Annotated in this window: 20 protein-coding genes; 6 read left to right on the top strand and 14 right to left on the bottom strand. The window is 70.8% G+C overall.

Translation table 11 applies throughout. The features are described from left to right. Positions 1–44: 44 nt before the first annotated feature. Positions 45–1,160, top strand: coding sequence for a dipeptidase (locus ACFWWR_RS25260; protein ID WP_383858575.1), 1,116 nt, complete (start codon positions 45–47; stop codon positions 1,158–1,160). Between the two features lie 56 nt (positions 1,161–1,216). Here the strand turns inward: ACFWWR_RS25260 and ACFWWR_RS25265 are convergent, their stop codons facing one another. Both ACFWWR_RS25265 and ACFWWR_RS25270 read right to left on the bottom strand, forming a co-directional pair. Beyond that, on the bottom strand, positions 1,217–1,609 hold the full coding sequence (locus ACFWWR_RS25265) for a VOC family protein (protein WP_383858574.1): 393 nt from the start codon (positions 1,607–1,609) through the stop codon (positions 1,217–1,219). 47 nt (positions 1,610–1,656) lie between these two features. Then, positions 1,657–2,016, bottom strand: coding sequence for a VOC family protein (locus ACFWWR_RS25270; protein WP_383858571.1), 360 nt, complete (start codon positions 2,014–2,016; stop codon positions 1,657–1,659). 105 nt (positions 2,017–2,121) lie between these two features. Between ACFWWR_RS25270 and ACFWWR_RS25275 the strand changes: the two genes are divergently transcribed. Further along, on the top strand, positions 2,122–2,613 hold the full coding sequence (locus tag ACFWWR_RS25275; protein ID WP_384305429.1) for a CGNR zinc finger domain-containing protein: 492 nt from the start codon (positions 2,122–2,124) through the stop codon (positions 2,611–2,613). Between the two features lies 1 nt (position 2,614). Here ACFWWR_RS25275 and ACFWWR_RS25280 read toward each other — a convergent pair whose 3' ends face one another. The 6 genes from ACFWWR_RS25280 to ACFWWR_RS25305 form a co-directional block, all read right to left on the bottom strand. Continuing rightward, positions 2,615–3,376 (bottom strand): cupredoxin family copper-binding protein, encoded by a 762-nt coding sequence (locus ACFWWR_RS25280; RefSeq protein ID WP_383858565.1) that lies wholly within the window; start codon positions 3,374–3,376, stop codon positions 2,615–2,617. A 14-nt stretch (positions 3,377–3,390) separates the two neighbouring features. Continuing rightward, entirely contained in the window at positions 3,391–3,924 is a 534-nt protein-coding gene (locus ACFWWR_RS25285; RefSeq protein ID WP_383858562.1) for a hypothetical protein, read from the bottom strand. 112 nt (positions 3,925–4,036) lie between these two features. Continuing rightward, positions 4,037–5,020 carry a plastocyanin/azurin family copper-binding protein gene (locus tag ACFWWR_RS25290; RefSeq protein ID WP_383858560.1) on the bottom strand — a complete coding sequence of 328 codons (984 nt, stop codon included), beginning with the start codon at positions 5,018–5,020 and terminating at the stop codon, positions 4,037–4,039. 27 nt (positions 5,021–5,047) lie between these two features. Next, positions 5,048–6,388 carry a copper resistance CopC/CopD family protein gene (locus tag ACFWWR_RS25295; protein ID WP_384305432.1) on the bottom strand — a complete coding sequence of 447 codons (1,341 nt, stop codon included), beginning with the start codon at positions 6,386–6,388 and terminating at the stop codon, positions 5,048–5,050. Continuing rightward, the gene (locus ACFWWR_RS25300; protein ID WP_383858554.1) at positions 6,385–7,053 is read right to left on the bottom strand and encodes a hypothetical protein; all 669 of its coding nucleotides are present in this window, start codon (positions 7,051–7,053) and stop codon (positions 6,385–6,387) included. The genes ACFWWR_RS25295 and ACFWWR_RS25300 overlap by 4 nt, the downstream gene beginning before the upstream one ends. Positions 7,054–7,472: 419 nt before the next feature. Further along, a complete protein-coding gene (locus ACFWWR_RS25305; protein ID WP_383858551.1) occupies positions 7,473–8,816 on the bottom strand; it encodes a UDP-glucose dehydrogenase family protein in 1,344 nt (447 codons plus the stop codon). 201 nt (positions 8,817–9,017) lie between these two features. Between ACFWWR_RS25305 and ACFWWR_RS25310 the strand changes: the two genes are divergently transcribed. Both ACFWWR_RS25310 and ACFWWR_RS25315 read left to right on the top strand, forming a co-directional pair. Further along, entirely contained in the window at positions 9,018–10,175 is a 1,158-nt protein-coding gene (locus ACFWWR_RS25310; protein WP_383858548.1) for an acyl-CoA dehydrogenase, read from the top strand. 177 nt (positions 10,176–10,352) lie between these two features. Then, complete coding sequence (locus ACFWWR_RS25315; RefSeq protein WP_383858545.1) at positions 10,353–10,715, top strand: four-helix bundle copper-binding protein; 363 nt, start codon at positions 10,353–10,355, stop codon at positions 10,713–10,715. Between the two features lie 74 nt (positions 10,716–10,789). Here the strand turns inward: ACFWWR_RS25315 and ACFWWR_RS25320 are convergent, their stop codons facing one another. After that, positions 10,790–12,094, bottom strand: a complete 1,305-nt coding sequence (locus ACFWWR_RS25320) for an LCP family protein (protein WP_383858542.1) — start codon at positions 12,092–12,094, stop codon at positions 10,790–10,792. 119 nt (positions 12,095–12,213) lie between these two features. Here ACFWWR_RS25320 and ACFWWR_RS25325 point away from each other — a divergent pair, with 119 nt between their 5' ends. Further along, positions 12,214–12,771 (top strand): acyl-CoA thioesterase, encoded by a 558-nt coding sequence (locus tag ACFWWR_RS25325; protein WP_383858539.1) that lies wholly within the window; start codon positions 12,214–12,216, stop codon positions 12,769–12,771. A gap of 82 nt (positions 12,772–12,853) precedes the next feature. Here ACFWWR_RS25325 and ACFWWR_RS25330 read toward each other — a convergent pair whose 3' ends face one another. Further along, entirely contained in the window at positions 12,854–14,215 is a 1,362-nt protein-coding gene (locus ACFWWR_RS25330) for an LCP family protein (RefSeq protein WP_383859106.1), read from the bottom strand. 338 nt (positions 14,216–14,553) lie between these two features. On the opposite strand from ACFWWR_RS25330, the gene ACFWWR_RS25335 reads away from it, so the two are divergent. Then, complete coding sequence (locus ACFWWR_RS25335) at positions 14,554–15,597, top strand: glycosyltransferase family 2 protein (protein ID WP_383858536.1); 1,044 nt, start codon at positions 14,554–14,556, stop codon at positions 15,595–15,597. A 43-nt stretch (positions 15,598–15,640) separates the two neighbouring features. On the opposite strand, the gene ACFWWR_RS25340 is transcribed toward ACFWWR_RS25335, so the two are convergent. The 4 genes from ACFWWR_RS25340 to ACFWWR_RS25355 form a co-directional block, all read right to left on the bottom strand. Then, on the bottom strand, positions 15,641–17,251 hold the full coding sequence (locus ACFWWR_RS25340; protein ID WP_383859103.1) for an LCP family protein: 1,611 nt from the start codon (positions 17,249–17,251) through the stop codon (positions 15,641–15,643). Positions 17,252–17,332: 81 nt separating this feature from the next. Continuing rightward, on the bottom strand, positions 17,333–19,027 hold the full coding sequence (locus ACFWWR_RS25345; protein ID WP_384305435.1) for an LCP family protein: 1,695 nt from the start codon (positions 19,025–19,027) through the stop codon (positions 17,333–17,335). Between the two features lie 113 nt (positions 19,028–19,140). Beyond that, the gene (locus ACFWWR_RS25350) at positions 19,141–20,841 is read right to left on the bottom strand and encodes an LCP family protein (protein WP_384305438.1); all 1,701 of its coding nucleotides are present in this window, start codon (positions 20,839–20,841) and stop codon (positions 19,141–19,143) included. Between the two features lie 76 nt (positions 20,842–20,917). Beyond that, positions 20,918–22,663: an LCP family protein gene (locus ACFWWR_RS25355; RefSeq protein ID WP_383858527.1), complete on the bottom strand. Its 1,746-nt coding sequence runs from the start codon at positions 22,661–22,663 to the stop codon at positions 20,918–20,920. Positions 22,664–22,722 lie beyond the last annotated feature (59 nt).

Below are 22,722 nucleotides of genomic sequence, written 5' to 3' on the forward strand. Positions count from 1 at the left end.
CACGACGTACTTCACGACGTGTCTCACGACGTACGGAGCCCGCCATGGCAGACCTCCAGGACGAACTGCACACCACCACAGAGGCCGGCGAGTTCGACGACCTGCCGGAGCCCCTCCCGGCGGAGCCGTACGTTCCCGTCGCCGCCCCCGGCACCACCCGGCTGGAGCAGGCGCGCGCGATCCTCGAGGCGTACCCCGTCGCCGACGGCTACAGCGGGCTGCCCTGGGCGCTCCGCCACCTGCCCTGGTACGACCTGGAGCTCGGTGAGAGCGCCGTCGACACGGACGTGCCGCGGCTGCGCGAGGGCCACGTCGGCGCGCTGCTGTGGTCGCTGCACCTGCCCGAGGGCCTCGACGGCGACCGGGCCGTGGGCGCCACCCTGGACCAGTTGGACCTGGTCAACACGGTCGTGCGCGACCACCCCGAGGGCCTGCGCCTCGCCTGCACCGCCGGCCAGATGACCGACGTGCGCAACTGCGGCCGCGTCTCCGTCCTGCTGGGCCCCGCCGGAGCCGCCGCGCTCGGCGACTCGCTGGGCATCCTGCGCTCCCTGCGCGCCCTCGGCCTGCGCGTTCTCACCCTGACCGGGGTGTCCTGGGCGAGCGAGGCCGGACTCACCCGGTTCGGCGAGGAGGTGCTGCGCGAGATGAACCGGCTCGGCGTCCTCGCCGACCTCTCCGGCACCTCCGCGGACACCGTCCGCCGCGTGCTGGCCGTGTCCAAGGCGCCGGTGGTCTGGACCCGTTCCGCCGCCCGCGCCCTGCGTCCGCACCCGGCGAACCTCCCCGACGACCTGCTCGCCGAGCTGGGCGAGGCCAAGGGCCTGTGCATGGTGCCGCTGACCGCCGAGCAGACCGGCCCGACCGTCCGGGACGTCGCCGACCACCTCGACCACGTCCGCGAGGTCGCGGGCGCGGAGTGCGTGGGCCTGTCCGGCACGTTCGACGTCGGCATCGCCCACCCGCAGGAGCTCGGCGACGCCTCGTGCTACCCGCACCTCATCGCCGAACTCCTGCGCCGCGGCTGGCCCGAGGCCGATATCGCCCTGCTGACCTGGGGAAACTTCCAACGCGTGCTGCGCGGCGCGGACTTCACCGCCCGTGCGGCCCAGGCGCGCCGACAGCCGTCCACCGCGAAGATCGCCGACCTGGACGGATAGACGGACGGGTGGACTGGGTGGACGCGGGTGGACGGGTGGATCACGGGACCCGGGACCTACAGCGGGTCGATCCGGCAGAGGCAGAAGGGATGGCCCGCCGGATCGGCGTACACCCGGAAGTCCTTCTTCTCGAAGTCCTCGCGGTCCAGGATCCGCGCCCCCAGCGCCAGCACCTTCTCCTCGGCCGCGTCGATCTCCTCCCAGGTGGTCCCGCCGTCGAAGTCGACGTGGAACTGCTGCGAGTTGCGGTCAGCGCGCGGCCACTCCGGCGGGACGAAGCCGGGCGCCCGCTGGAAGGCGAGCCGCGGCCCGTCCGGAATCCGCAGGACGACCCAGTCGTCGTCCTCGGCCTCCGGCGTACCGCCGCCCACCTGGGCGTAGAAGGCGGCCAGCGCGTGCGGGTCGGGGCAGTCGACGACCACAGAACGGAAACGTGCCACGGGTGCCATGGGATCCTCCCGGCTCGACAGGCGATCAGGGGCGGTCAACGGGTCCATCAGCCGGCGCAGAGGCAGAACGGGTGCCCCGCGGGGTCCGCGTAAACCCGGAAGCTCCGCGAGCGGTCCTCTGCGTCCAGCGGCTTCGCACCCAGCGCCAGCACCTCCTTCTCGGCCGCGTCCAGGTCCGGCACGTCCAGATCGAGGTGGAACTGCTGCGAGTGGTCGGGTGCGGGCCACCGCGGCGCTACGTACCCGGGGGCGGCCTGGAAGGCCAGCGCCTGCCCGTCGGGCAGCTTCAGGTCCACCCACTCTCCCTGGTCCTCCACGGTGCCACCGAGCACGTCGGCGTAGAAGCCGGCGAGGGCGTGGGGGTCGGGACAGTCCAGGACGACGACACCCAGCTTGGCGAGAGCCATGACTTCCTCCTTGAAGTCGGAGTTACCTGCCTAGGGGTTACCTGTAGAGCAGAGTAACCAGTAACGGTTACTGCATGCATCCCCATTGGCGGTAACGTCGCGAGCATGAGTGAGAGATCGCCCGCACCGGGAGGCCTGGCCCTGGTCCAGTCCCTGGTGAACACGCTGGACATCGAGTCGGACGTCGACTCGCTGGACGGGGCGAGATTCGGGCTGACCAAGGACGAACTCCCGGCCGCCCGCGAACTGCGCGAGTCCCTGCGCGCGGCCCTGCTCGCCCACGCGGGCCACCCGCCGCACCGCCCGGTGACCCCGCTGGGCGAGCTGCTCGCGCGGGCGCCCCTGGTGGTGACGGTCGACGAGGGCGACGGCTCCGCCGCCCTCGCCCCGGCCGACCAGGGCCCGCTGCTCTCACGGGTCGCGGCAGCCGTCGCCCAGGCCCTCGTCGAGGGCACCTGGACCCGGCTGAAGGCCTGCGAGGCCGTCGACTGCCACTGGGCGTACTACGACCGCAGCCCGGCCGGCCGGGGCCGCTGGTGCTCGATGCAGGTGTGCGGGGCCCGCGCGAAGATGCGCCGCTACCGGGCGAAGGACTGACCTACGCCCCCGCCTCCTCCCCACCCCGGGGCGCCGCCGCCCGGGACCCGACCACCAGCAGACACAGCACGGCGACACCGGCGACGATGCCCGCCAGCACGAGCAGGGGGTCGAGCGGGCGGACCGAGGAGGCGGCGGTCTGGGGCTGGGCCATCTGCCCCGGCTGCGGCGACTGGGGTGCCTGCGGTACGGCCGCCCCCGGGGCGGTGGACGCAGGCGATGACGCCGGCATGCTCATCGTCGGCGCCTTGCTGCTCGCCGCCGTGCGGCCGGGCGAGGACGCCTGATGCTCCGCGTGACCTGTCGAGGAACCCGAGGAACCCGAGGTACCGGAACCGCCCGAGGAGCCGGAGGAGCCGGAGGAGCCGGAGGAGCCCGAGTGGTCGTGCGTGGGGGCGGCCGTCGTCGCCGGTGCCGCCGCCTTGACCGTGATCTGGGCCGTCATGTCCGGGTGGACCGTGCAGTAGTAGCCGTAGGACCCGGCCGTGCCGAACGTGAAGCTCCAGCTCTCCCCCTTGTCGAGCATGGGGGAGTGGATCGAGACCGGACCCGAGGTGGTCTTCACGTCGTGCGGTGCCGTGTCCTGGTTGGTCCAGGTCACCGTGGAACCGACGGGGACGCTCAGGCTCGCGGGCGAGAAGGCGTACCCCTTCATGGCCACGCTGTACGAGGCCGCCGACGCCTGACCGGACGGGAGCAACGGCAGGGCGAGGAGGGCGAGGACGGCGGACGCGGCCGCACTGCGGGCCGTACGCCGGGTCATGCGCCGGGCCGCCCTCACGCGAACTCCGCCGCGACGAGCAGCCGCAGCCGGGTGGCCGGCAGCCGCCAGGGCAGCCGGAACCCGGTGGCCCGGCGCAGCAGCCGGTACGGCAGCCGGGCGGTACCCACGGCGAGCAGCCGGTCGTCGGCCCGCTCGACCACGCGCAGCCGCAGCAGGACGGGGAAGGCGACGCCGTCGAGGTCGAGGTCGCCGGTGAGCTGGAGACGGCCGTCGGACTCGTCGACTCGTTCCGAGGTGAACTCGGCCTCGAGGTGCGGGCCGTCGAACCCGAGGCGGAAGAGGGGGGTGTCGGCCTCGGCGAGGACGGTCTGCGGGTCGATGTCGGACCGGGGGTCGGACACGGTGAGGGACGCCCCGGTGAGCGCGACGCGACGGCGTCGGGTCGGCAACGGGCCGTACCAGGCGGTGAGTTCGACGAGCGAGCGGCCGGGGGCGACCGTGTACCGGCCGGGCAGGGGCAGCAGCCGGCCGGTGCCGGCGCGCGACTGTGGCGGGGGAGGGACGGTGGGCAGGGTGACGGTCGTCATCCCGGACTCCTTGGAAAGCGGTTCCCGAAGCGTGGTGAAGGCGTGGAGAATGGGAAGGGCGCCGCTCCGGCCGGCTGAGCCCCGGCCGGAGCGGCGTCCCCGTGTCAGATCGTCAGCAGCTGGTGGTGAGGAAGTCCGTGGTGGGCGTGAGCATCTGCCCGGCCCAGACGGTGTGCATCTTCACGTAGCTGTCGACGTCGAGCAGGTCGGTGACCTGCTGTCCGAGCGACTCCTCCAGGTGCGCCTTGTTGACGTGGTTCAGCAGCACGCTCAGCGTGTCGTCGAGCACCGAGCCGCCGCCTTCGAGGGCCGGCTTGAGGATGCTCTCCACCCACACCGTGTGCATCTTGAGGTACGAGTCGAGCGCGAGGGCGTCCTGCACCTGCTCTCCCGGCGACCGCTCCAGGTGCGCCACGTAGAGGTGCTGGAGGATCGGCAGCAGCACGTTCTGGACGCTGGCGCACTGCTCGTCGTCACCGGAACCGCCGCCGGAGCCGCCCCCGGTGCCGCCCGTGGGAGTGGGTGTGGCGGTCGGCGGCGTGGTGGGAGTGGGAGTGGGGCCGGTCGTGGGCGGGGCCGTCGGCGTCGGCGTGGGCGTGGGAGCCGGCGTCGAACCACCGCCGTCGGCCGCGACGACCTTCACGGACGCCACCATGTCCGGGTGCACCGCGCAGTAGTACTCGTAGGTCCCCGCCTTGGTGAAGGTGTAGGACCACGAGTCACCCTGGTTGAGCGTGCCCGAGTCGAACTTCTCCGGGGCCTTGGTGGTGGTGACCGTGTGCGGCACGCTGTCGTGGTTGGTCCACTGGACCGTCTGGCCGACCTCGACGACGAGTTGCTTCCCGTCGCCGAACTTGTTGCCCATGATGTCGACCTGGTAGTCGGCCTTGGCGGCCGCCGCGGGCTGCGCCTCGGCGGCGGCGGGCGCCTGAGCCGCGCCCGCAACCTCCGAGGTGTTCGTCGAGCCGGAGGCCGCGTTCAGCAGCCCGAGACTGAGCACGGCGGCCAGCGCCGCGCCGAGTCCGGCGACCAGCAGGCCCCGGTTCCCGGTCGGCGGCCTGCGCCGCCGTTCACCGGTGTTGTTGCTCTCTTTCACTACAACTCCTTCGTGCATTGGGGAAGTTCAGCGGCCGGGGTCGGCCGTGACCAGCAGACTCGTCACGACGAGCACGACGAGGACGAGCCCCGTCTCGACCGCGACCGAGTAACCGAAGGGCCGCACGGTCGCGGCGTCACCGCGCAACAGCACGGCGAGATCGAGGCGCGTACGCACCCACTGACGGCTGGCGTACGCGGCGAGGAGGACGGCCCCGAGGACGGCCGTCTTCATGAGCAGGAGATGTCCGTACGAGCTGTGCAGCAGGGCGTCGAACGACCCCACCACCTGCCAGGTGAGCACCAGTCCCGCGGCGACGATGCCCGTGACGCTCACGGCCGCGAGCCGCGAGTAGCCCGGCACCACCGCGGCCAGCTCCCCGGCCCGCCGGCGCGGCAGCACGGCCAGGGTGAGCATGGTGAGCCCGCCGATCCACAGCGAGGCGCCGAGCAGATGGACGAAGTCGGCGACGGCGCCCCAAGTGGGCTCGCTGCCGTCCGAGTTGTGTCCCGTCATACCGGTCGTCCGCAGCAGCCCGAACGTCACCGCGAGGGCGCCCACCCGCCAGCCGGGGGAGCGGGAGGTGGCCGGACCGCCCTGCATCAGCGCGCCCAGCACCACGGCCGCCAGCACCCACAGCAGACCGCGAGCGGCGAGCACCACGCCGGGCTCGGTGGCCAGCACGTCGGCGTACGTCGCCGGGCGCAGCGCGTCCCGCAGGCCGCCCAGCGCGGTGTACGCGCCCTGCAGCCCGACGGCGGCGACCGTCGCCAGCATGCCGCCCGTCCAGGCGAGTGTGAGCAGCGCCCGGGCCCGCGGCTCGTGCGCGCCGCGCGGCCACAACAGAGTGACGAAGCCCAGCCCGCCGACGAACAGCGCCAGTGACAGGTAGCCGGCCCAGCGGACGGCGACGATGCCCCTGCGCACCGAGGGGGACGGTGCGGGAACGGGGGACGCGGCCTCGTCGCCGCCGGTCGCGGCAGCCACCATGGGTGCGCCGACGCCGAAGGCGATCCGGCCGGAGGACGCGTGCCCGTCCTCCTCGTCGACCACCGACCAGACGACCGCGAGTCGGCCTCCCACCGGGGCGGCGAGGGCGACCCGCACGCTGTCGGCGCCCGCGCCCGGGGTGCGGGACACCGGGAGCCGGTCGCCGTCCATCGTCAGCACGCGCACGTCGGCGAGGTCGACGGGTTCGTCGAAGGTGAGGGTGAGGTGGTCGGGGGCCTTGGTGAGGTCCACGCCGTCCTTGGGGGAGGAGGCGACCAGGTCGGTGTGGGCGGACGCCGCCTGGGGCGCGCCGACCAGGGCGTACAGGAGCGGGGTGAGGACGAGCAGGAGCAGGGTGCGGCGGAGGTTGCGGGTCACGGGGTCGCCTCCGGCAGCGGGGAGGCGCCGACGCCGAGGAGCCCGGTCACGGAGACGGGGGCGAGCCCGACACAGGGGGAGGGCTGCGGCTCGGGCGATTCCTCGGTGCCGGTGACGGTGCCGGTGATGGTGCCGGTGTCACTGCCGTTCAGGACGCCGAACAGGGGCTCGGTGAGTCCGTCGAGCAGCGGCCGTACGAGGGTGACCTCGCCGTCCTGGCAGGTGTCGGCGTCGGGGCCGGTGGGCGACGGGGTGGGGGTGGGTGTGGGGGAGGCGCTCCCGGGGGGCGGCGAGGTCTCGTGACCGGAGTGGCCCGAATCGCCCGTGCCGCCGGTGTAGCCGCCCTGGCCGCCGGTGCCGTAACCGGTGCCCGTGCCGACGCCGCCGACGCCGCCGTACGACGGCAGCTCACCGGTACCGAATCCGCCGCCCGCGCCGGCGCCGGCGCCGGCGTCCTGGGCCCCGGAGCCGCCCGGAGCGACAGGGTTCGCCGGGGCCGTGGCCGCGGGGGGCGAGGTGGGGGGAACGGCGGCCTCGGCGGTGCCGGAGGGGGCGCCGATGCCCGAGGCGTACCCCAGCACGATCACCACGGCGCCGACGAGCGCGCCCGCCACCACTTCGTCGCGGTGGTCGCGTGGCCACTCCGCCCTGCGGAACAAGGGCATGAATCACTCCTGGCATGGTCTGGTCAAGCCAATGGAAGGTGTGGCGAATGACGACCAGTGGAGTGGAACCTGGATTCCGCTTGACTACGCATTTGTTAAGTGGCCGTTGCTTACCTCTCTTTCACAGGGGCACCCTCTGTGAGAACGGTCAATTGCGCACGCTGCTCGAAAGGGAATCGAACTCGTGTTGAGGATTCCGGGGATGGCGGGCATATGCCGCCCTCGGAAACCGTGCATGCCGTGCGGGACATGGGTCGGGCGCGACTCGGCATGGGGGCCGTAGGCGGGGATTCCCGCGACGGTCCTCCAGAAAATCACCTTATGTACGACCGCACCTTCACCGAACCTGCGGGAATTCCCGAATTTCCATCGAACCCGTCAGGAATTCAAGGAACCGGCCTTCCGGTCCTGAATTCCTTTCAGGCCGTCGGCCGGCCCATCGCCCGGTACCGCCACCCGGCCCGCCGCCACACCTCGGGGTCGAGGGCGTTGCGCCCGTCCAGGATCACCCGGTCCGTGGCGACCTCGCCGAGCGCCGCCGGGTCCAGCTCGCGGAACTCGCGCCACTCGGTGAGGTGGAGGACGACATCGGCGCCCCGCACGGCGTCGACGGCAGAGTCGGCGTATCCGAGGGTCGGGAAGAGGCGGCGGGCGTTGCCCATGCCCTTCGGGTCGTACACCGTGACCTGGCCGCCCTGCAGGTGGATCTGCCCGGCGACGTTCAGCGCGGGCGAGTCGCGGACGTCGTCCGAGTCGGGCTTGAAGGTGGCGCCGAGCACGGCGACCCGCTTGCCCAGGAAGGAGCCGCCGCCCAGCACCTGCCGGGTCAGCTCCACCATCTGCCCGCGCTGGCGCATGTTGATCGAGTCGATCTCGCGCAGGAAGGTCAGCGCCTGGTCGGCGCCCAGCTCGCCCGCCCGGGCCATGAAGGCGCGGATGTCCTTCGGCAGACACCCGCCGCCGAAGCCGATCCCCGCCCGCAGGAACTTCTTCCCGATCCGGTCGTCGTACCCGATCGCCTCCGCCAGCTTGGCGACATCGCCGTCGGCCGCCTCGCACACCTCCGCCATCGCGTTGATGAAGGAGATCTTGGTGGCCAGGAAGGAGTTCGCGGACGTCTTCACCAGCTCGGCGGTCGGGAAGTCGGTGACCACGAAGGGCGTGCCGTCGGAGATCGGCGTCGCGTACACCTCGCGCATCAGCTTCTCCGCCCGCTCGCTGCGCACGCCCGCCACGATCCGGTCCGGGCGCAGCGTGTCCTGCACGGCGAAGCCCTCCCGCAGGAACTCCGGGTTCCAGGCCAGCTCGGCGTCCTCGCCGGCCGGGGAGTTCTCGGCGAGGTAGCGGGCCAGCCGGTCGGCCGAGCCGACGGGGACGGTCGACTTGCCGACGACGAGCGCGGGGCCCGTGAGATAGGGCGCGAGCGAGGCGAAGGCGGAGTCGACGTACGACATGTCGCAGGCGTACTCGCCGTGCCGCTGCGGCGTGTTCACGCAGACGAAGTGGATGTCGCCGAACGCCGCCACCTCGGCGAAGTCCATGGTGAACCGCAGCCGCCCGCTCGACCCCTCGATCCCGGCGACGTGCTTGCGCAGCAGGTCCTCCAGCCCCGGCTCGTACATCGGGACCTCGCCGCGCTGGAGCATCTCGATCTTCTCCGGCACGACGTCCAGCCCCAGCACCTCGAACCCCAGCTCGGCCATGGCGGCGGCGTGCGTGGCGCCGAGATAGCCGGTGCCGATCACGGTGATCTTGAGGCTCATGTGGTGCTCCAGGGGGGACGGCCGTGGGGTGCGTCAGGTGCGCGGGAAGAGCATAGTCGTGGCATGACACGGCCCCTCGGCGGGCAACTTTCCCGCTGTCGCCAAGCTCACGTATCACTTGGGTGGGCAGGCACTTAAAATTTGAGTTACTTAACGGTAATTAGCGTCAGCACCGCAGCGTTTTTTGGAGCGTGAGTCACCTTGGCCGGATCGGCTGACTTCGACCTGTACCGCCCGTCCGAGGAGCACGACATGCTCCGCGACGCGATCCGTTCGCTGGCCGAGGCGAAGATCGCGCCGTACGCCGCCGTGGTCGACGAGGAGTCCCGCTTCCCGCAGGAGGCGCTGGAGGCCCTGGTGGCCGGCGACCTGCACGCGATCCACGTGCCCGAGGAATACGGCGGCGCGGGCGCGGACGCGCTGGCCACGGTGATCGTGATCGAGGAGGTGGCGCGGGTGTGCGCCTCCTCCTCCCTGATCCCGGCCGTGAACAAGCTCGGTTCCCTCCCCGTGATCCTCTCCGGCTCCGAGGACCTGAAGAAGAAGTACATGACCCCGCTCGCCAAGGGCGACGCGATGTTCTCGTACGCCCTCTCCGAGCCGGACGCGGGCTCCGACGCGGCCGGCATGAAGACGAAGGCGGTCCGCGACGGCGACCACTACGTGCTGAACGGCGTGAAGCGCTGGATCACCAACGCGGGTGTGAGCGAGTACTACACGGTCATGGCGGTGACCGACCCCACGAAGCGCTCGAAGGGCATCAGCGCCTTCGTGGTCGAGAAGTCGGACGAGGGCGTCTCCTTCGGCGCCCCGGAGAAGAAGCTCGGCATCAAGGGCAGCCCGACGCGCGAGGTCTACCTCGACAACGTGCGCATCCCCGCCGACCGCATGATCGGCGCGGAGGGCACCGGCTTCGCCACGGCGATGAAGACCCTCGACCACACCCGCATCACCATCGCCGCCCAGGCCCTCGGCATCGCCCAGGGCGCCCTCGACTACGCCAAGGGCTACGTCCAGGAGCGCAAGCAGTTCGGCAAGCCCATCGCCGACTTCCAGGGCATCCAGTTCATGCTCGCCGACATGGCCATGAAGATCGAGGCCGCCCGCCAGCTCACCTACGCCGCGGCGGCGAAGTCCGAGCGCGGCGATGCGGACCTCACCTTCCAGGGCGCCGCCGCCAAGTGCTTCGCGTCGGACGTGGCGATGGAGGTCACGACGGACGCGGTCCAGCTGCTGGGCGGATACGGCTACACCCGCGACTACCCGGTCGAGCGCATGATGCGCGACGCGAAGATCACCCAGATCTACGAGGGCACGAACCAGGTCCAGCGCATCGTGATGGCCCGCAACCTGCCGTAACCCCCGCTCGGCCGCCGCACCCCGTCGCCCTCCGCCTCGTCCAGAGGCGGAGGGCGACGCGCGTGTGCGGGAGCGGGCCGCGGAATTTCCGCGTCCGCCCGATGGCGCTGTCCGGTGGACAGGCGTAGGACGGAAGGCACGGGGCCCGCCCCGGGCTCCCGCACCCCAGGAGGAGCCATGACCCAGCCCGGAACGACGACCGCGATGAGCAGGGAGATGCAGGACTGCGTCGAGGCGTGCATGTCCTGCCACACCGTCTGCGAGGAGACCATGAGCTCCTGCATGCAGATGGGCGGCCAGGCTCAGATGCAGGTCATGCGCACGCTCATGGACTGCGCCGAGACGACCCGCATGTGCGCGGACATGATGATGCGCCGCTCACCCATGTCGGCCGAGATGTGTGCCATGTGTGCCACGGCGTGCGCGATGTGCGCCGAGGCGTGTATGTCCATGCCGGACGATCCCCAGATGATGCGCTGCGCGGAGGCGTGTCGCCGCTGCGAGGCGAGTTGCCGCGCCATGGCGGGCGCCACGATGTGACCCACGCGCCCGAACGCGTTCAAGGGCACCCTCGCGGGTGCCCTTGAACGGTCTGCGGCCGGCCCGCACCGCTGTCAGTTGCCGGAGACCGTGACCTTCTCGTCGTTGTTCAGCTCGTCGACGAGGGTCTTCACCTTCGCCTTGTCCCAGACCAGGTTGCCGTTCGTGGAACCGGAGATCGGCATGTTCATCGAGGTGCCGTCGCCGCCGTTGACGCCCTTCATCGCCCAGAACATCGAGGCCAGGTCGTACAGGCCCATGTCCTTGTCGACGATCAGCGAGTCCAGGCCCGAGCCCATCGTCGGGTACAGCTTGAACGGGTTGAGGAGCGTGCTCGGGGTGGCGACCTGGTTGGCGAGCGCGTTGAGGAACTTCTGCTGGTTCTTCGTGCGGTCCAGGTCGGAGCCCTTCAGGGCGTACCGGGTACGGACGAAGGCGAGCGCCTGTTCGCCGTTCAGGGTCTGCTTGCCCGCCTCGAAGTCGGCGCCGGACTTGGTGTCCTTCATGCCGCCCTTCGGGATGTCGATCTCGACGCCGCCGACCGCGTCCACGATGTTCGCGAAGCCGGCGAAGCCGATCTCCACGTAGTGGTCGATGTGCAGACCGGTGTTGAACTCGACGGTGCGGACGAGGAGCTCGGGGCCGTCCTCCGCGTAGGCCGCGTTCAGCTTCACGTGGCGGCCGGTGCCCGGGTACGTCTTGCCGGAGTCGGAGCCCTTGAACGTCGGGATCTCCACGTCCGAGTCACGCGGCAGGGAGATCAGCGTGTCGCCGTTGCCGCCGACGTGCAGGATCATCATCGAGTCGGTGCGCTTGCCCTCGGCGGAGCCGGTGTGCAGCTTCTTCTTCTCCTCGGCGGACATGCCCGCGCGGCTGTCGGAGCCGACGATCAGGTAGTTCGTGCCGTCGCCCGCCTCCGGCCGGTCGATGACCTTGGACAGGTCGACCTCGCGGTTGAGCTTGGAGTCGGCCCAGAAGTACGTGCCGACGGTCGTCACGACCAGCACGGTCAGCACGATGACCGTGGTCAGCTTGATCCGACGGCGCCAGTTCGGCGCGGGGCGCGGGCCACGGCCGCCGCCGGCGGGACCGCCGGGGCCACCGCCGCCGTAGACCTGGCCCGTGTTGTAGCCGCTGTTGTACCCGTCGTCGTAGACGGTGTCGTCACCGCCGTTGACGTACGACGGCTGCTGCGGGACCCCGCCGTACGGCGGGGCGGGGGCGCCGGGGCCGCCGTACCCGCCCTGCCCGGGCGGAGCCGCCTGGCCGCGGCGGACCTGCCGCATGACGCGGGCGCTCTCGGGCTGCGCGCTCGAGCTGCCGCGTCCGTACCGGCTGCCGCGGTTGTCGTCGGACCATGCCTCGGGCCAATCGTTCATGGGCCCCAGTGTGCAGGGCACTGGTATGTCCCTTACAAGGTTCGTCGGAAAATAAGGGCACTGCTGTTGCGAAGCTGACACAAAATCCCGGGTTGTCACCTCGGCATAAGGTTGAGGCCATGACAGAACAGGCCTCCGCCGCGGAATCGGAGACTCCGGATATCCCGGGCAAGCCGACCTCGGCGTCCCGGACCACGCTCAGCCACATCATGACCAACGCCGACACGAACCTCCTGGGCACCGTGCACGGCGGCGTGATCATGAAGCTGGTCGACGACGCGGCCGGTGCCGTGGCCGGCCGGCACAGCGGCGGGCCCGCCGTCACCGCGTCCATGGACGAGATGGCGTTCCTGGAGCCGGTCCGCGTCGGCGACCTCGTCCATGTGAAGGCCCAGGTCAACTGGACCGGCCGGACCTCGATGGAGGTCGGGGTGCGGGTGCTGGCCGAGCGCTGGAACGAGTCGAACCCGGCCACCCAGGTCGGCTCCGCCTACCTCGTCTTCGCCGCCGTCGACGCCGACGGCACACCGCGCCGGGTGCCACCGGTACACCCGGAGACCGAGCGCGACAAGCGGCGCTACCAGGAGGCCCAGATCCGCCGCACCCACCGGCTGGCCCGCCGCCGCGCGATCATGGAGCTCCGGGAGCGCCGGGCGGCGGAGGGCTTCGAGGACTGAGCGCCGCCCGACCCCGGCCGTCCCGCGACCACCCGGGCCGAGTCCTGGGGCAGCATGCCGCCGAGGCCGACGACCGACGCCCCTACGGGCACAACACCTCGTCGCCCCGCATCACCCCGAACGCCCCCTGCGTAGGATCCACCGCCCGCACCCTGCGCACCTCCCGGAAGTCCGCCCCGGCGATCACCTTCAGCGTCGCCCCCAGCCCCTTCACCGCCCGCAGCTCGCTGCCCGGCAGCGCGGCCGCGAGGGACTTCGCGGAGCGGTCCCAGCGGGGGTCGTAGGCGACGACCGTGCGCTTCACCGTGCGGTCGGCCGCGTTGACCGGCAGTCGCGTCGTACGGAAACCGGTCGCCGCCAGCCCCGCGTCCACGCGCTTGCCCAGGCCGGCCTTTGCGGTGCCGTTCTCCACCTGGACGCGGATCTGCTGGGGGGCGACGTCCACGCGGAGGGCCTTGTGCCGCGGCTTGCCCACCGACAGCGGCTCGTCCTCGCGGAGGGACTCGAAGAGGCGGCCGGCCTTGCGGGCGTCCCATTTCAGCGTGGAACCGACGCCCTTGACGGCGTACCCCATCTGCCCGATCGGCACGGTGGTGAACTCGGACGAGGAGGGGGAGAAGCTGCGCATCGCCCGGCCGAGGTCGAGCAGCTCGTGCGCGCCGAAGCCCTTGTCGGCGCGTACCGAGCCCAGCACGGCCCGGGTGATGTCCCGGAACTTCAGCGGGTTCAGCAGGATCCCGGAGGTCGTGGCGCGGTCGATCAGGGCGGCCATGAAGCGCTGCTGGCGCTGCATCCGGCCGAGGTCGGAGGCGCCGTCGACGTGACGGGAGCGGACGTACTGGAGGGCCTGGCCGCCCCGGATGGTGTGGATGCCGGGCGGGAGGTCGAGGCCGGTGTAGGTGTCCTTCAGCGGCTCGGTGGTGCAGATCTCGACCCCGCCGAGTACGTCCACCGTCTTCATGAAGCTGGTGAAGTCGACCTCCAGGTAGTGGTCGATCTTCACCCGCGTCATGTTCTCGACGGTCCGCACGGTCAGCTGCGGGCCGCCCTCCGCGTACGCCGCGTTGATCTTGATCGGGTGTCCGTGGTGCCGCTTGCCCGTCGTCCGGTCGGTGTGCGTGGGCGTCACGGCGTACGAGTCGCGCGGCAGACTCACCACGCTCACCCGCTCCCGGTCCTCCGAGATGTGCACGATCATCATCGTGTCGGTGCAGCGGCAGGGGGCACCGCCGAGCCGGTACTTCTGCCGCTCGGCCTCGGTGATCTTGTCGCGGCCGTCCGTGCCGACGAGCAGGACGTTCATGCCGTGGCCCGCCCGCGGGCGGTTCTTCATGTCCTTGAAGGGGTCGACCCGGGCGATGTCCGCGTCGAGGCTGGTGACCACCGCGTGGCCGATCCCGGCGGCGGCGAGCACGACCACGGAGAGGGTCGTCACCACCCGCATGGCCCAGCGCGGCTTTTTCCGTCGTACGGGGGGCCGCGCCGACCGCGGTGGCTGCGGGCGACGCCGGGGCCGGGCGTCGGGGGAGCGGGGCGGCGTGGGCAAGGGGGACACCTCCGCTGGGGCGGATCGGGCCGGACTCGGATGGACGGTTGCTTTCGACCGAGGTGAGCGGGGGACGGGCGTGCCAGAGCCCGCGACCCCGGCCAGGATCCGCCGGAGCGGCCCCAGGGGCCGTACCTGGGATCGTGAGCACCGTAGGCCCATACGATCTGCGGCCCGGTGCACCGCCCCGGGCGGGGCGCACCGGTGTCCCCCATTCGCGGTAACGTTTGGGCCCTATGAACGCCAAGCCCGACGTGCAGCTCCCCGCCGTGTCCGTGATCATGCCCGTCCTCAACGAGGAACGGCATCTGCGCGGAGCCGTCCAAGCGATCCTCGCGCAGGAGTACGCCGGCGAGATGGAGGTCGTGATCGCCCTCGGTCCGTCCACGGACCGTACGGACGAGATCGCGGCCGAGCTCGTCCGTGAAGACCCCCGCGTGCACACCGTGCCGAACCCGACCGGTCGCACGCCGGCCGCGCTGAACGCTGCGATCAAGGCCTCCCGGCACCCGATCGTCGTGCGCGTCGACGGCCACGGCATGCTCTCGCCGAACTACATCACCACCGCGGTACGGCTCCTGGAGGAGACCGGCGCGCAGAACGTCGGCGGCATCATGCACGCCGAGGGCGAGAACGACTGGGAGCACGCGGTCGCCGCCGCCATGACGTCGAAGATCGGCGTGGGCAACGCCTCCTTCCACACGGGCGGGCAGGCCGGCGCGGCCGAGACGGTGTACCTCGGGGTGTTCCGCCGCGAGGCGCTGGAGCAGCAGGGCGGGTACAACGTGGAGTTCATCCGCGCCCAGGACTGGGAGCTCAACTTCCGGATCCGGGAGGCCGGCGGGCTCATCTGGTTCTCGCCCGAGCTGAAGGTGTCCTACCGGCCCCGGCCGAGCGTGCGCGCCCTCGCCAAGCAGTACAAGGACTACGGCCGCTGGCGGCACGTCGTCGCCCGCTACCACGAGGGCTCCATCAACCTGCGCTACCTCGCGCCGCCGACCGCGGTGTGCGCGATCGGCGCGGGAATCGTCCTCGGCGCCCTGGTCAGCCCGTGGGCCCTCGTCGTCCCCGGCGGCTACCTCGCGGCGATCGTCCTCGGGTCCGTCCCCGCGGGCAAGGGGCTGCCGCTGAAGGCGCGGCTGCAGATCCCCGTGGCCCTCGCCACCATGCACATGTCGTGGGGCTGGGGCTTCCTGACCAGCCCGCGCTCGCTCGCCCGCAAGGTGATCGCGAGCCGGCGCCCCGCGGTCCACGCTGGCGCCGGCGAGCTGACCACCTGACACAGGCTCAGGGCCCGGTTCAGGGCCCGGTTCCAGGCCCGGCTCAGGACCAGGTGAATCCCGGGTTCACGTGCATGCAGGCGTCCTCGTCGGCGCCGTTGAGCGCCTCGGCGGACTCCGGGGTGCTGTCGTCCTCCTCGGGCGCCTTGTACGTCGTACCCTCACGCCAGTCCGCGCCCACGACGACCGTGACCCCGGAGACGTCCGTCGACCGCTCCACCGAACTCGCCGGAATCCCGAGGGACCTGGCGACCCGCTCGGCGTCGCCCTGCAGTTCCGCGCTCGGGTAGCGGACGACCGTACGGTCCACGCTCAGCGCAGACGTGGTGTCCGCGGCCGCCCTGGTGAAGCCCTTCTCCACGAGCAGCCCGGTCACCGCGCTGGTGCGTCCGGACGCCGCGCGGAGGGTGTCGGTGCGGGTGCCGTTCACGACCAGGATCCCGATCTTGTCGTCGGCGGCGGCCGGGTCGCCGGAGGCGGTCGCCGAGGGGGCCGGGCTCGCCTTCTCCCCGTCCTTGCCGTCCAGCGCGATGTCCTCCCGGACGAGGCGGAACAGCTGCTCGGCGTCCTCGGTGGGCTCGACGCGGGCGCCCACGTACCGGTTGGGCATCGTGGTCATGGTGATGCGCTCCGGCTCCACCTTGCGCAGCTCGTCGCTGAGGTCGTAGAGCTTCTTGACGGTGTCGAGGCCCGAGTCGACCGTGAGGGCCTTGGTGGCCTCCTCGGCGAGCTTGCGGAGCTTGTTCGGGCTGCCCAGGGTCGCGTTCTCGCGCAGCGTCCGGACCATCGAGTTCATGTACATGTGCTGGGCCTTGGCGCGGGCGAGGTCGCTGCCGTCCTCGAAGCCGTAACGCGTCCGCAGCCACTGCAGGGCCTGCTCGCCCTTCACCGGGGTGGTGCCCTTCTCCAGCTTCAGACCGGAGCCGTGGCCCTGGCTGTCGCGCGAGAGGATGTTGGCGTCCACGCAGACCGGGACCCCGCCCACGGCGTCCGCCATGGACACTACGCCCGCGAAGTCGACCATCACGAAGTGGTCGATGTGGATGCCGGTGAGCTCCTGCCAGGTGGCCACCGTGCAGCCGGGACCGCCGTGTCCGAGGCTCCGGTTGGTCATGACGCGGCCTTCGCTCGCCGGGTACACCTCGTCGTCGTCCGGGTCGGTGCACTTCGGGATCTTCACGAGGGTGTCGCGGGGCATGCTGACCACCGACATGTTGGAGCGGTCGGCCGACAGGTGCACCAGCATCTGCACGTCCGCCAGCGGCGTCGAGCCGAACGTCTCGCGGGCGCCGCCGAGTTGCTGGTTCTCCTCGGTGTCGCGGGCGTCGGAGCCGATGAGCAGGATGTTCAGCGGGGTCTGGCCGGCGGCGTTCGGCGTCGGCTCGGCGACCTTGTTGTCGCCGAGGTTGAGCTCGTCCTTCTTGATGTTGCCGTTGAGATGCCGGTAGTAGAGGTAACCGGCGGTGGCCGAGCCCAGTACCAGCACGGCGAGGGTCGTCGCGGACCAGCGCAGCAGCCGGTGCGTCCGCGGTGAGCGGCGTCCGCCGTGCCGGCTGTCGCCGGTGCCGCCGACCTTCTCGGCGACTGGTTCGACATCCCGCACACTGTTCCGCGTCACTTCGAGTCCTCCCCGACCATCCCGCCATCGCGCCATGGCGCGGCCCGCCGTACGTCCAGGAGACATACGACGGGCCCGTCAGGTTGCTCTGTTTCGTCAACTAACGCATCTGAACCGTCAACTCGCGCACTGGACCTTGTCGGCCGTGGACTTCTCCACGTCCGGCGTCTCGGCCGAGGCGCCGTTGAGTTTCACGCCCGCGCCCTTGAAGTCCTTGCCCAGGATCAGGGTCATCGTCGGCTGCCCCTGGGAGTTGGTCACGCTCTTGCCCGGCTTCATCGCCGAGCCCGACAGGCCCATGATGTCGGCCAGCCGACGGGCCTGGTCGGCCTGGTCCGGCGCGTACTCGATGGTCGTCGTCGCCTGGTCGGCGTCCGCGTTGCCCGCGTTCTCCGACTTGACGACACCCGCGCTGTTCTGCAGCCAGTCCAGCTGCTTCTGCGCGCTGCCGGACGCGGCACCGCCGTTGAGGATCTGGACCCGCACCTGAGAGGCGTCCGCCTTGGTGCCCTTGAGGCGGGCGGCCACCGCGGCGGCCTCCTTCTTCTGCTGCGCCTTGACCTCGGTGAACGACACGTCGTTCCGGACCATGTCGAAGACCTGGGGCGCCCTGGTCTCGTCGACGATCACCGTCGCCTTGATCTTCTCCGCGGGGTTGTCCACCACCGGGATCGTGGCGAAGGTGATGTTCTTGGTGGGCACCTTCTTCAGCTCCAGGGCCATGTCCTTGAGCGTGCCGACCTTGCCGATCGCGGAGTCCACGGTGAGCGCGCTGGTGGCCGCCTCGGCCAGCTTCAGCAGCTTCTTGGGGTTGGTGAGGGTGTCGCTGGAGGACATCTTGCGCATCAGCGAACCCAGGAACTGCTGCTGCACCTTGATGCGGTCGAGGTCGCCCTGGTTGCCGAAGCTGTGCCGGGTGCGCAGGAAGGCGAGGGCCCTCTCGCCCTCGATCGTGGACTCGCCCTTGGGCAGGACGAGCTTGGACTCCTTGTCGTTCACGGCCTTCGTCACGCACACGTCGACGCCGTCCACCGCCGACGTCAGCGTCTTGACCGCGTTGAAGTCGGCCATCATGAAGTGGTCCGGCTGGATGCCGGTGGCCTCCTTCACCGTCCGCATGGTGCAGCCCGGGTCCCGGCCGCTCTCGCCGAGGCTCTTGTTGAAGCGGACGTCCTGCTGGGCCCCCACCGTCACCTCGGTGCCGTCGTCCTTCGTGGCCGGACACTCCGGTATGTCGACGATCAGGTCACGCGGGATGCTCAGCGCGGTCGCGTTGGAGCGGTCCTTGGAGACGTGCAGCAGGATCGTGGTGTCGGCGTGGCCGAGGCTGCCGGCGTCGCCGTAGCCCTCGTTGCCCTCGCCGGTGCGCTTGTCGGTGCCGATGACGAGGACGTTGAAGGCCTCGTCCTTCTTGAAACTGCTCGCGCCCGCGTCACCGACATCCGTCGTCTTGACGTTGCCCTCAAGGTGCTTGAGGTAGAAGTAGCCGGCGCCCGCGGTGGCGACCAGGACGAACGCCATGCTGCCGCCGGTCCACAACAGGGCCTTCTTCGCCTTGGACGTCTTCTTGACCGGGCGGCGGCCGCGCCGCCCCGGCAGCGGTTCCTCGGGGACCGGCCCCCGCCTGCGCGGGGGCGGGACCTCGCGGCCGGGAGCAGCCGGGCGCGCCGTACGGCCGCCACGGGGCTGGGGAACGGCGCGGCGCGGTGCGGCGGGCGTCAGCCGCAGTTCGTATTCGCCGGTGTTCGGATTGAGTACCCACTGGTCTGCGGGGTCGACATGCTCCGCCCGCTCACGGCCTGGTGCGTCCAAGGTTGTCCGAATCCTCCGTCAGGGCAAGCGCCTTCCCCACTGGATCGCTCACACTATCCGCACGATTCGGCGGCGAGTGAACTTTCCCCGCTTTCTTTGACCATCGCGGGGCGCTACCAACGGTACGGCTTGTACACGTCCATGCACTTCCCGGTCTCCGAGCCGTTGAGGGCGTCGGCGTTGCCCGGCAGGTCCCCGGCCTCCGGCGTCTTCTGCTTCGGATAGGCCGTGCCCGAACGCCAGTCGGCGCCGACGACGACGGTGACACCGGAGACGTCCGTCGACTTCTGCACCGAACTCACCGGAATCTCCAGGGACTTGGCCACCGCCTGGGCGTCGCCCGCCAGTTCGGCGCTCGGATAGCGGACGACGGTCCGCGCCTCGGTGAGCGCTGTCGAGGTGTCCTTCGTCGCCTTGGCGAACCCCTTGCCCACGAGTGCCTGGGCGATCTCGCCCGCCCGGCCGCTGACCGGGCCGAGAGTGGTGGACGTCGTGGCGTTCTGCACCAGGACGCCGATCTGGTCCTTCGCCGCGGCGGGGTCGTCGCTGGTCTTGGCGGCGCCGGCCGTGCTCGCCGTCTCGGCGTCAGTCTTCGCGCCCTTGTCGCCCTTGCCGCCCGTCTCGCCCTTGTCGTCGAAGGGCACGTCGTCGCGGAGCATCGCCCACATCTTCTCGGCGTCGGCCCCGTCCGGCAGCAGGTGGTTCTCGTTCTCGTTGTCCTCGATGGTCGGCATCGTCGTCATCGTGATGCGGTCCGTGGGCACCGTCTTGAGCTGCATGCCGAGGTCGTAGAGCTCCTTGACCGTGCCGATCTCCTCGGAAACCTTCAGGGAGTTGGTGGCCGCCTCGGCCAGGTCCATGAGCCGGCCGCCGTCGGTGAAGACGTTCTGGTCCTTCAGCGTGCGGATCATCGAGTTCATGTACATGTGCTGGGCCCGGGCCCGCAGCGGGTCGCTGCCCCAGGCGTGTCGGGTGCGCAGCCACTCCAGGGCCTGCTTGCCCTCGACCTTCTTCGAGCCGGCCTTCATCTTCAGGCCGGAGCCGCCGGGCACGCCCGGGAGCGGGTGGTCCCACACGTTCTGGTTCACACAGACCTCGACGCCTCCGATGGCGTCCGCCATGCTCACCACGCCCGCGAAGTCGATCGTCATCCAGTGGTCGATGTAGATCCCGGTGAGGTTCTCCCAGGTGGTCAGCGTGCAGCCGGCTCCGCCGCGGCCCAGCGTCGTGTTGATGATCTCGTTGGTCGCCGGGTACGTCTTGCCGGTGTCGGGGTCCTTGCACGCCGGGATGTCGACCCGGGTGTCACGCGGAATGCTCACCACCGCGGCGCTCTTGCGGTCCGCGGAGAGGTGGATGAGCATCTGCACGTCGGCCAGCGGCGGGTTGCCCCGGCTGTCCTTGCCGCCGCCGAGCGCCACGTTCGCGTCGGACGCACGGCTGTCCGAGCCGAGCAGCAGGATGTTCAGCGGCGTCTGCCCGTCGGCGTTCGGCTCGGTCCTGCGCGCCTTGGAGTCGCCGCCGCTGCGCTCGCCCTTCTCGATGTTGCCGTTGAGGTGCTGGTAGTAGAGGTAACCGGCGCCGGCCGTCCCCAGTATCAGCACCGCGAGGGTCGTCGCGGACCATCGGAGCACCCGGTGCTTGGCCTTGGCCCGGCGTCGGCTGCGCCGCCCGCCGTGCCCGCCCCCCGAGGAACCGCCGGGTCTGCCGGAGCCGTCGCCGTCGTCCCCACGACGGCCGTCCTCCCGCCCCGCCCCACTCGCGTGCCGGACGCCCGGTCGCGTCCCCTCCCCGTGCACACTGCTGTGCGTCATCCCCTGTCTCCCCACCCTCGCGCCATCGAACGGGCCTGCCTCTTCGCCCAGTCAGACGTAAGGCAGGCCCGTCAGGTCACTTGGCGCACTCGACCTTGTCCGCGGTGGACTGCTGAACCCCCTCCGGCGCCTTCGTCGGAGTGGTGAGCGACTCACCCGCGCCCTTGAAGTCCTTGCCCAGGGTCAGGGTCATCGTCGGCAGACCCTGGGAGTTGGTCACGCTCTTGCCCGGCTTCATCGCCGAACCGGAAAGGCCCATGATGGCGGCCAGCCGGCGCGCCTGGTCGGCCTGATCGGGAGCGTACTCGAGCGTGGTCTTGCTCAGCTCGGTACCCGCGTTGCCCGCGTTCTCCGATTTGAGCACGCCCTCTTCGTTCTGCAGGTACTCGAGCTCGGTCTGCGCGCTGCCGGCCGCCGCACCGCCGTTGAGGATGCGCACCCGCACCTGGGAGGCGTCCGCCTTCGTCCCCTTGAGACGGGCGGCGACCGCGGCGGCTTCCTTCTTCTTCTGCGCCTTGACCTCGGTGAACGACACGTCGTTCTTGATCATGTCGAAGACCTGAGGGGCCGTGGACTCGTTGAGGACGACCGTCGCCTTGACCTTCTCCGCCGGGTTGTCGATCACCGGAACCGTGGTGAACGTCAGGTTCTTGACGTTGAGCTTGCCCAGCTCCAGACCCAGGTCCTTCAGCTTGTTGATGCTGTCCAGCTGGGAGTCGACGGTCAGCGCCTTCGTTCCCGCCTCGGCCAGCTTGATCATCTTCGACGGGCTGGTCAGTGTGTCGTTGGACTTCAGCTTGCGCATCAGCGCGCTGAGGAACTGCTGCTGCAGCGTGATCCGGCTCAGGTCGCCGCCGAAGCCGACCGCGTGCCGGGTGCGTACGAACGCGAGCGCCGTCTCGCCCGAGATGTGCTGCGTCCCCTTCTTCAGGTCGAGGTGCGAGTCCGGGTCCTTGATGTCCTTGGCGAGACACACGTCGACCCCGCCGACCGCCGTGGTCAGTGTCTTGACCGCGTTGAAGTCGGCGACGATGAAGTTGTCGGGGGTGATCCCGGTCAGCTCGGTGACCGTCCGCATGGTGCAGCTGGGCGTACGGTCGTCCTGGCCCAGGCTGGTGTTGAAACGGACGTCGGTCGTGGCCTTGATGACCTCCTGCGAGCCGTCCTTCTGCGTGGTCGGGCAGTCCGGTATGTCGACGATCAGGTCACGCGGGATGCTCAGCGCGGTCGCGTTGGAGCGGTCCTTGGAGACGTGCAGCAGGATCGTGGTGTCCGCGTGGCCGACGCTGCCGGAGTCGCCGTAGCCCTCGTTGCCCGAGCCGGTGCGCTTGTCCGTGCCGATCACCAGGATGTTGATGGCCTTGTCCTTCTGGAAGCCACCGGTGCTCGCGCCGTCGTCGGCGACGGACGTGATGTTGCCGTTCAGGTGCTCGATGTAGAGGTACCCGGCGCCCGCCGCGGCCACCAGTACGAGTGCCATCGTGCCGCCGGTCCACAGCAGGGTCTTCTTCGCCTTGGACTTCTTCTTCACCGGCCGGCGCCCGCGCCGCCCCGGCAGCGGCTCCTCGGGCACGCCCCGCCGTCTGCGCGGCGGCGGCACCTCGCGGCCGGGGGTCGCGGGAGCCGCTGGGGCCGCCGTACGACCGCGCGGCGAGGCGCCCGCTCTGTCGGTGACCGATCTACGGGGACCGGGAACGGCCGCCCGCGGTGATTGCGGTGCGGAAGGGGTCAGTCGCAGTTCGTATTCGCCGGTGCTCGGGTTGAGTACCCACTGGTCTGCGGGGTCGATGTCGTCCGCCCGCCCACGGCCTTGCGCGTCCACGGTTGTCTGAACCCTCCGTCGGGGCCACGCGGCGCCTTTCCCCTCCAAAGGCGCTCGGG

The sequence above is a fragment of the Streptomyces sp. NPDC058678 genome (assembly GCF_042714835.1).
GTDB lineage: Bacteria > Actinomycetota > Actinomycetes > Streptomycetales > Streptomycetaceae > Streptomyces.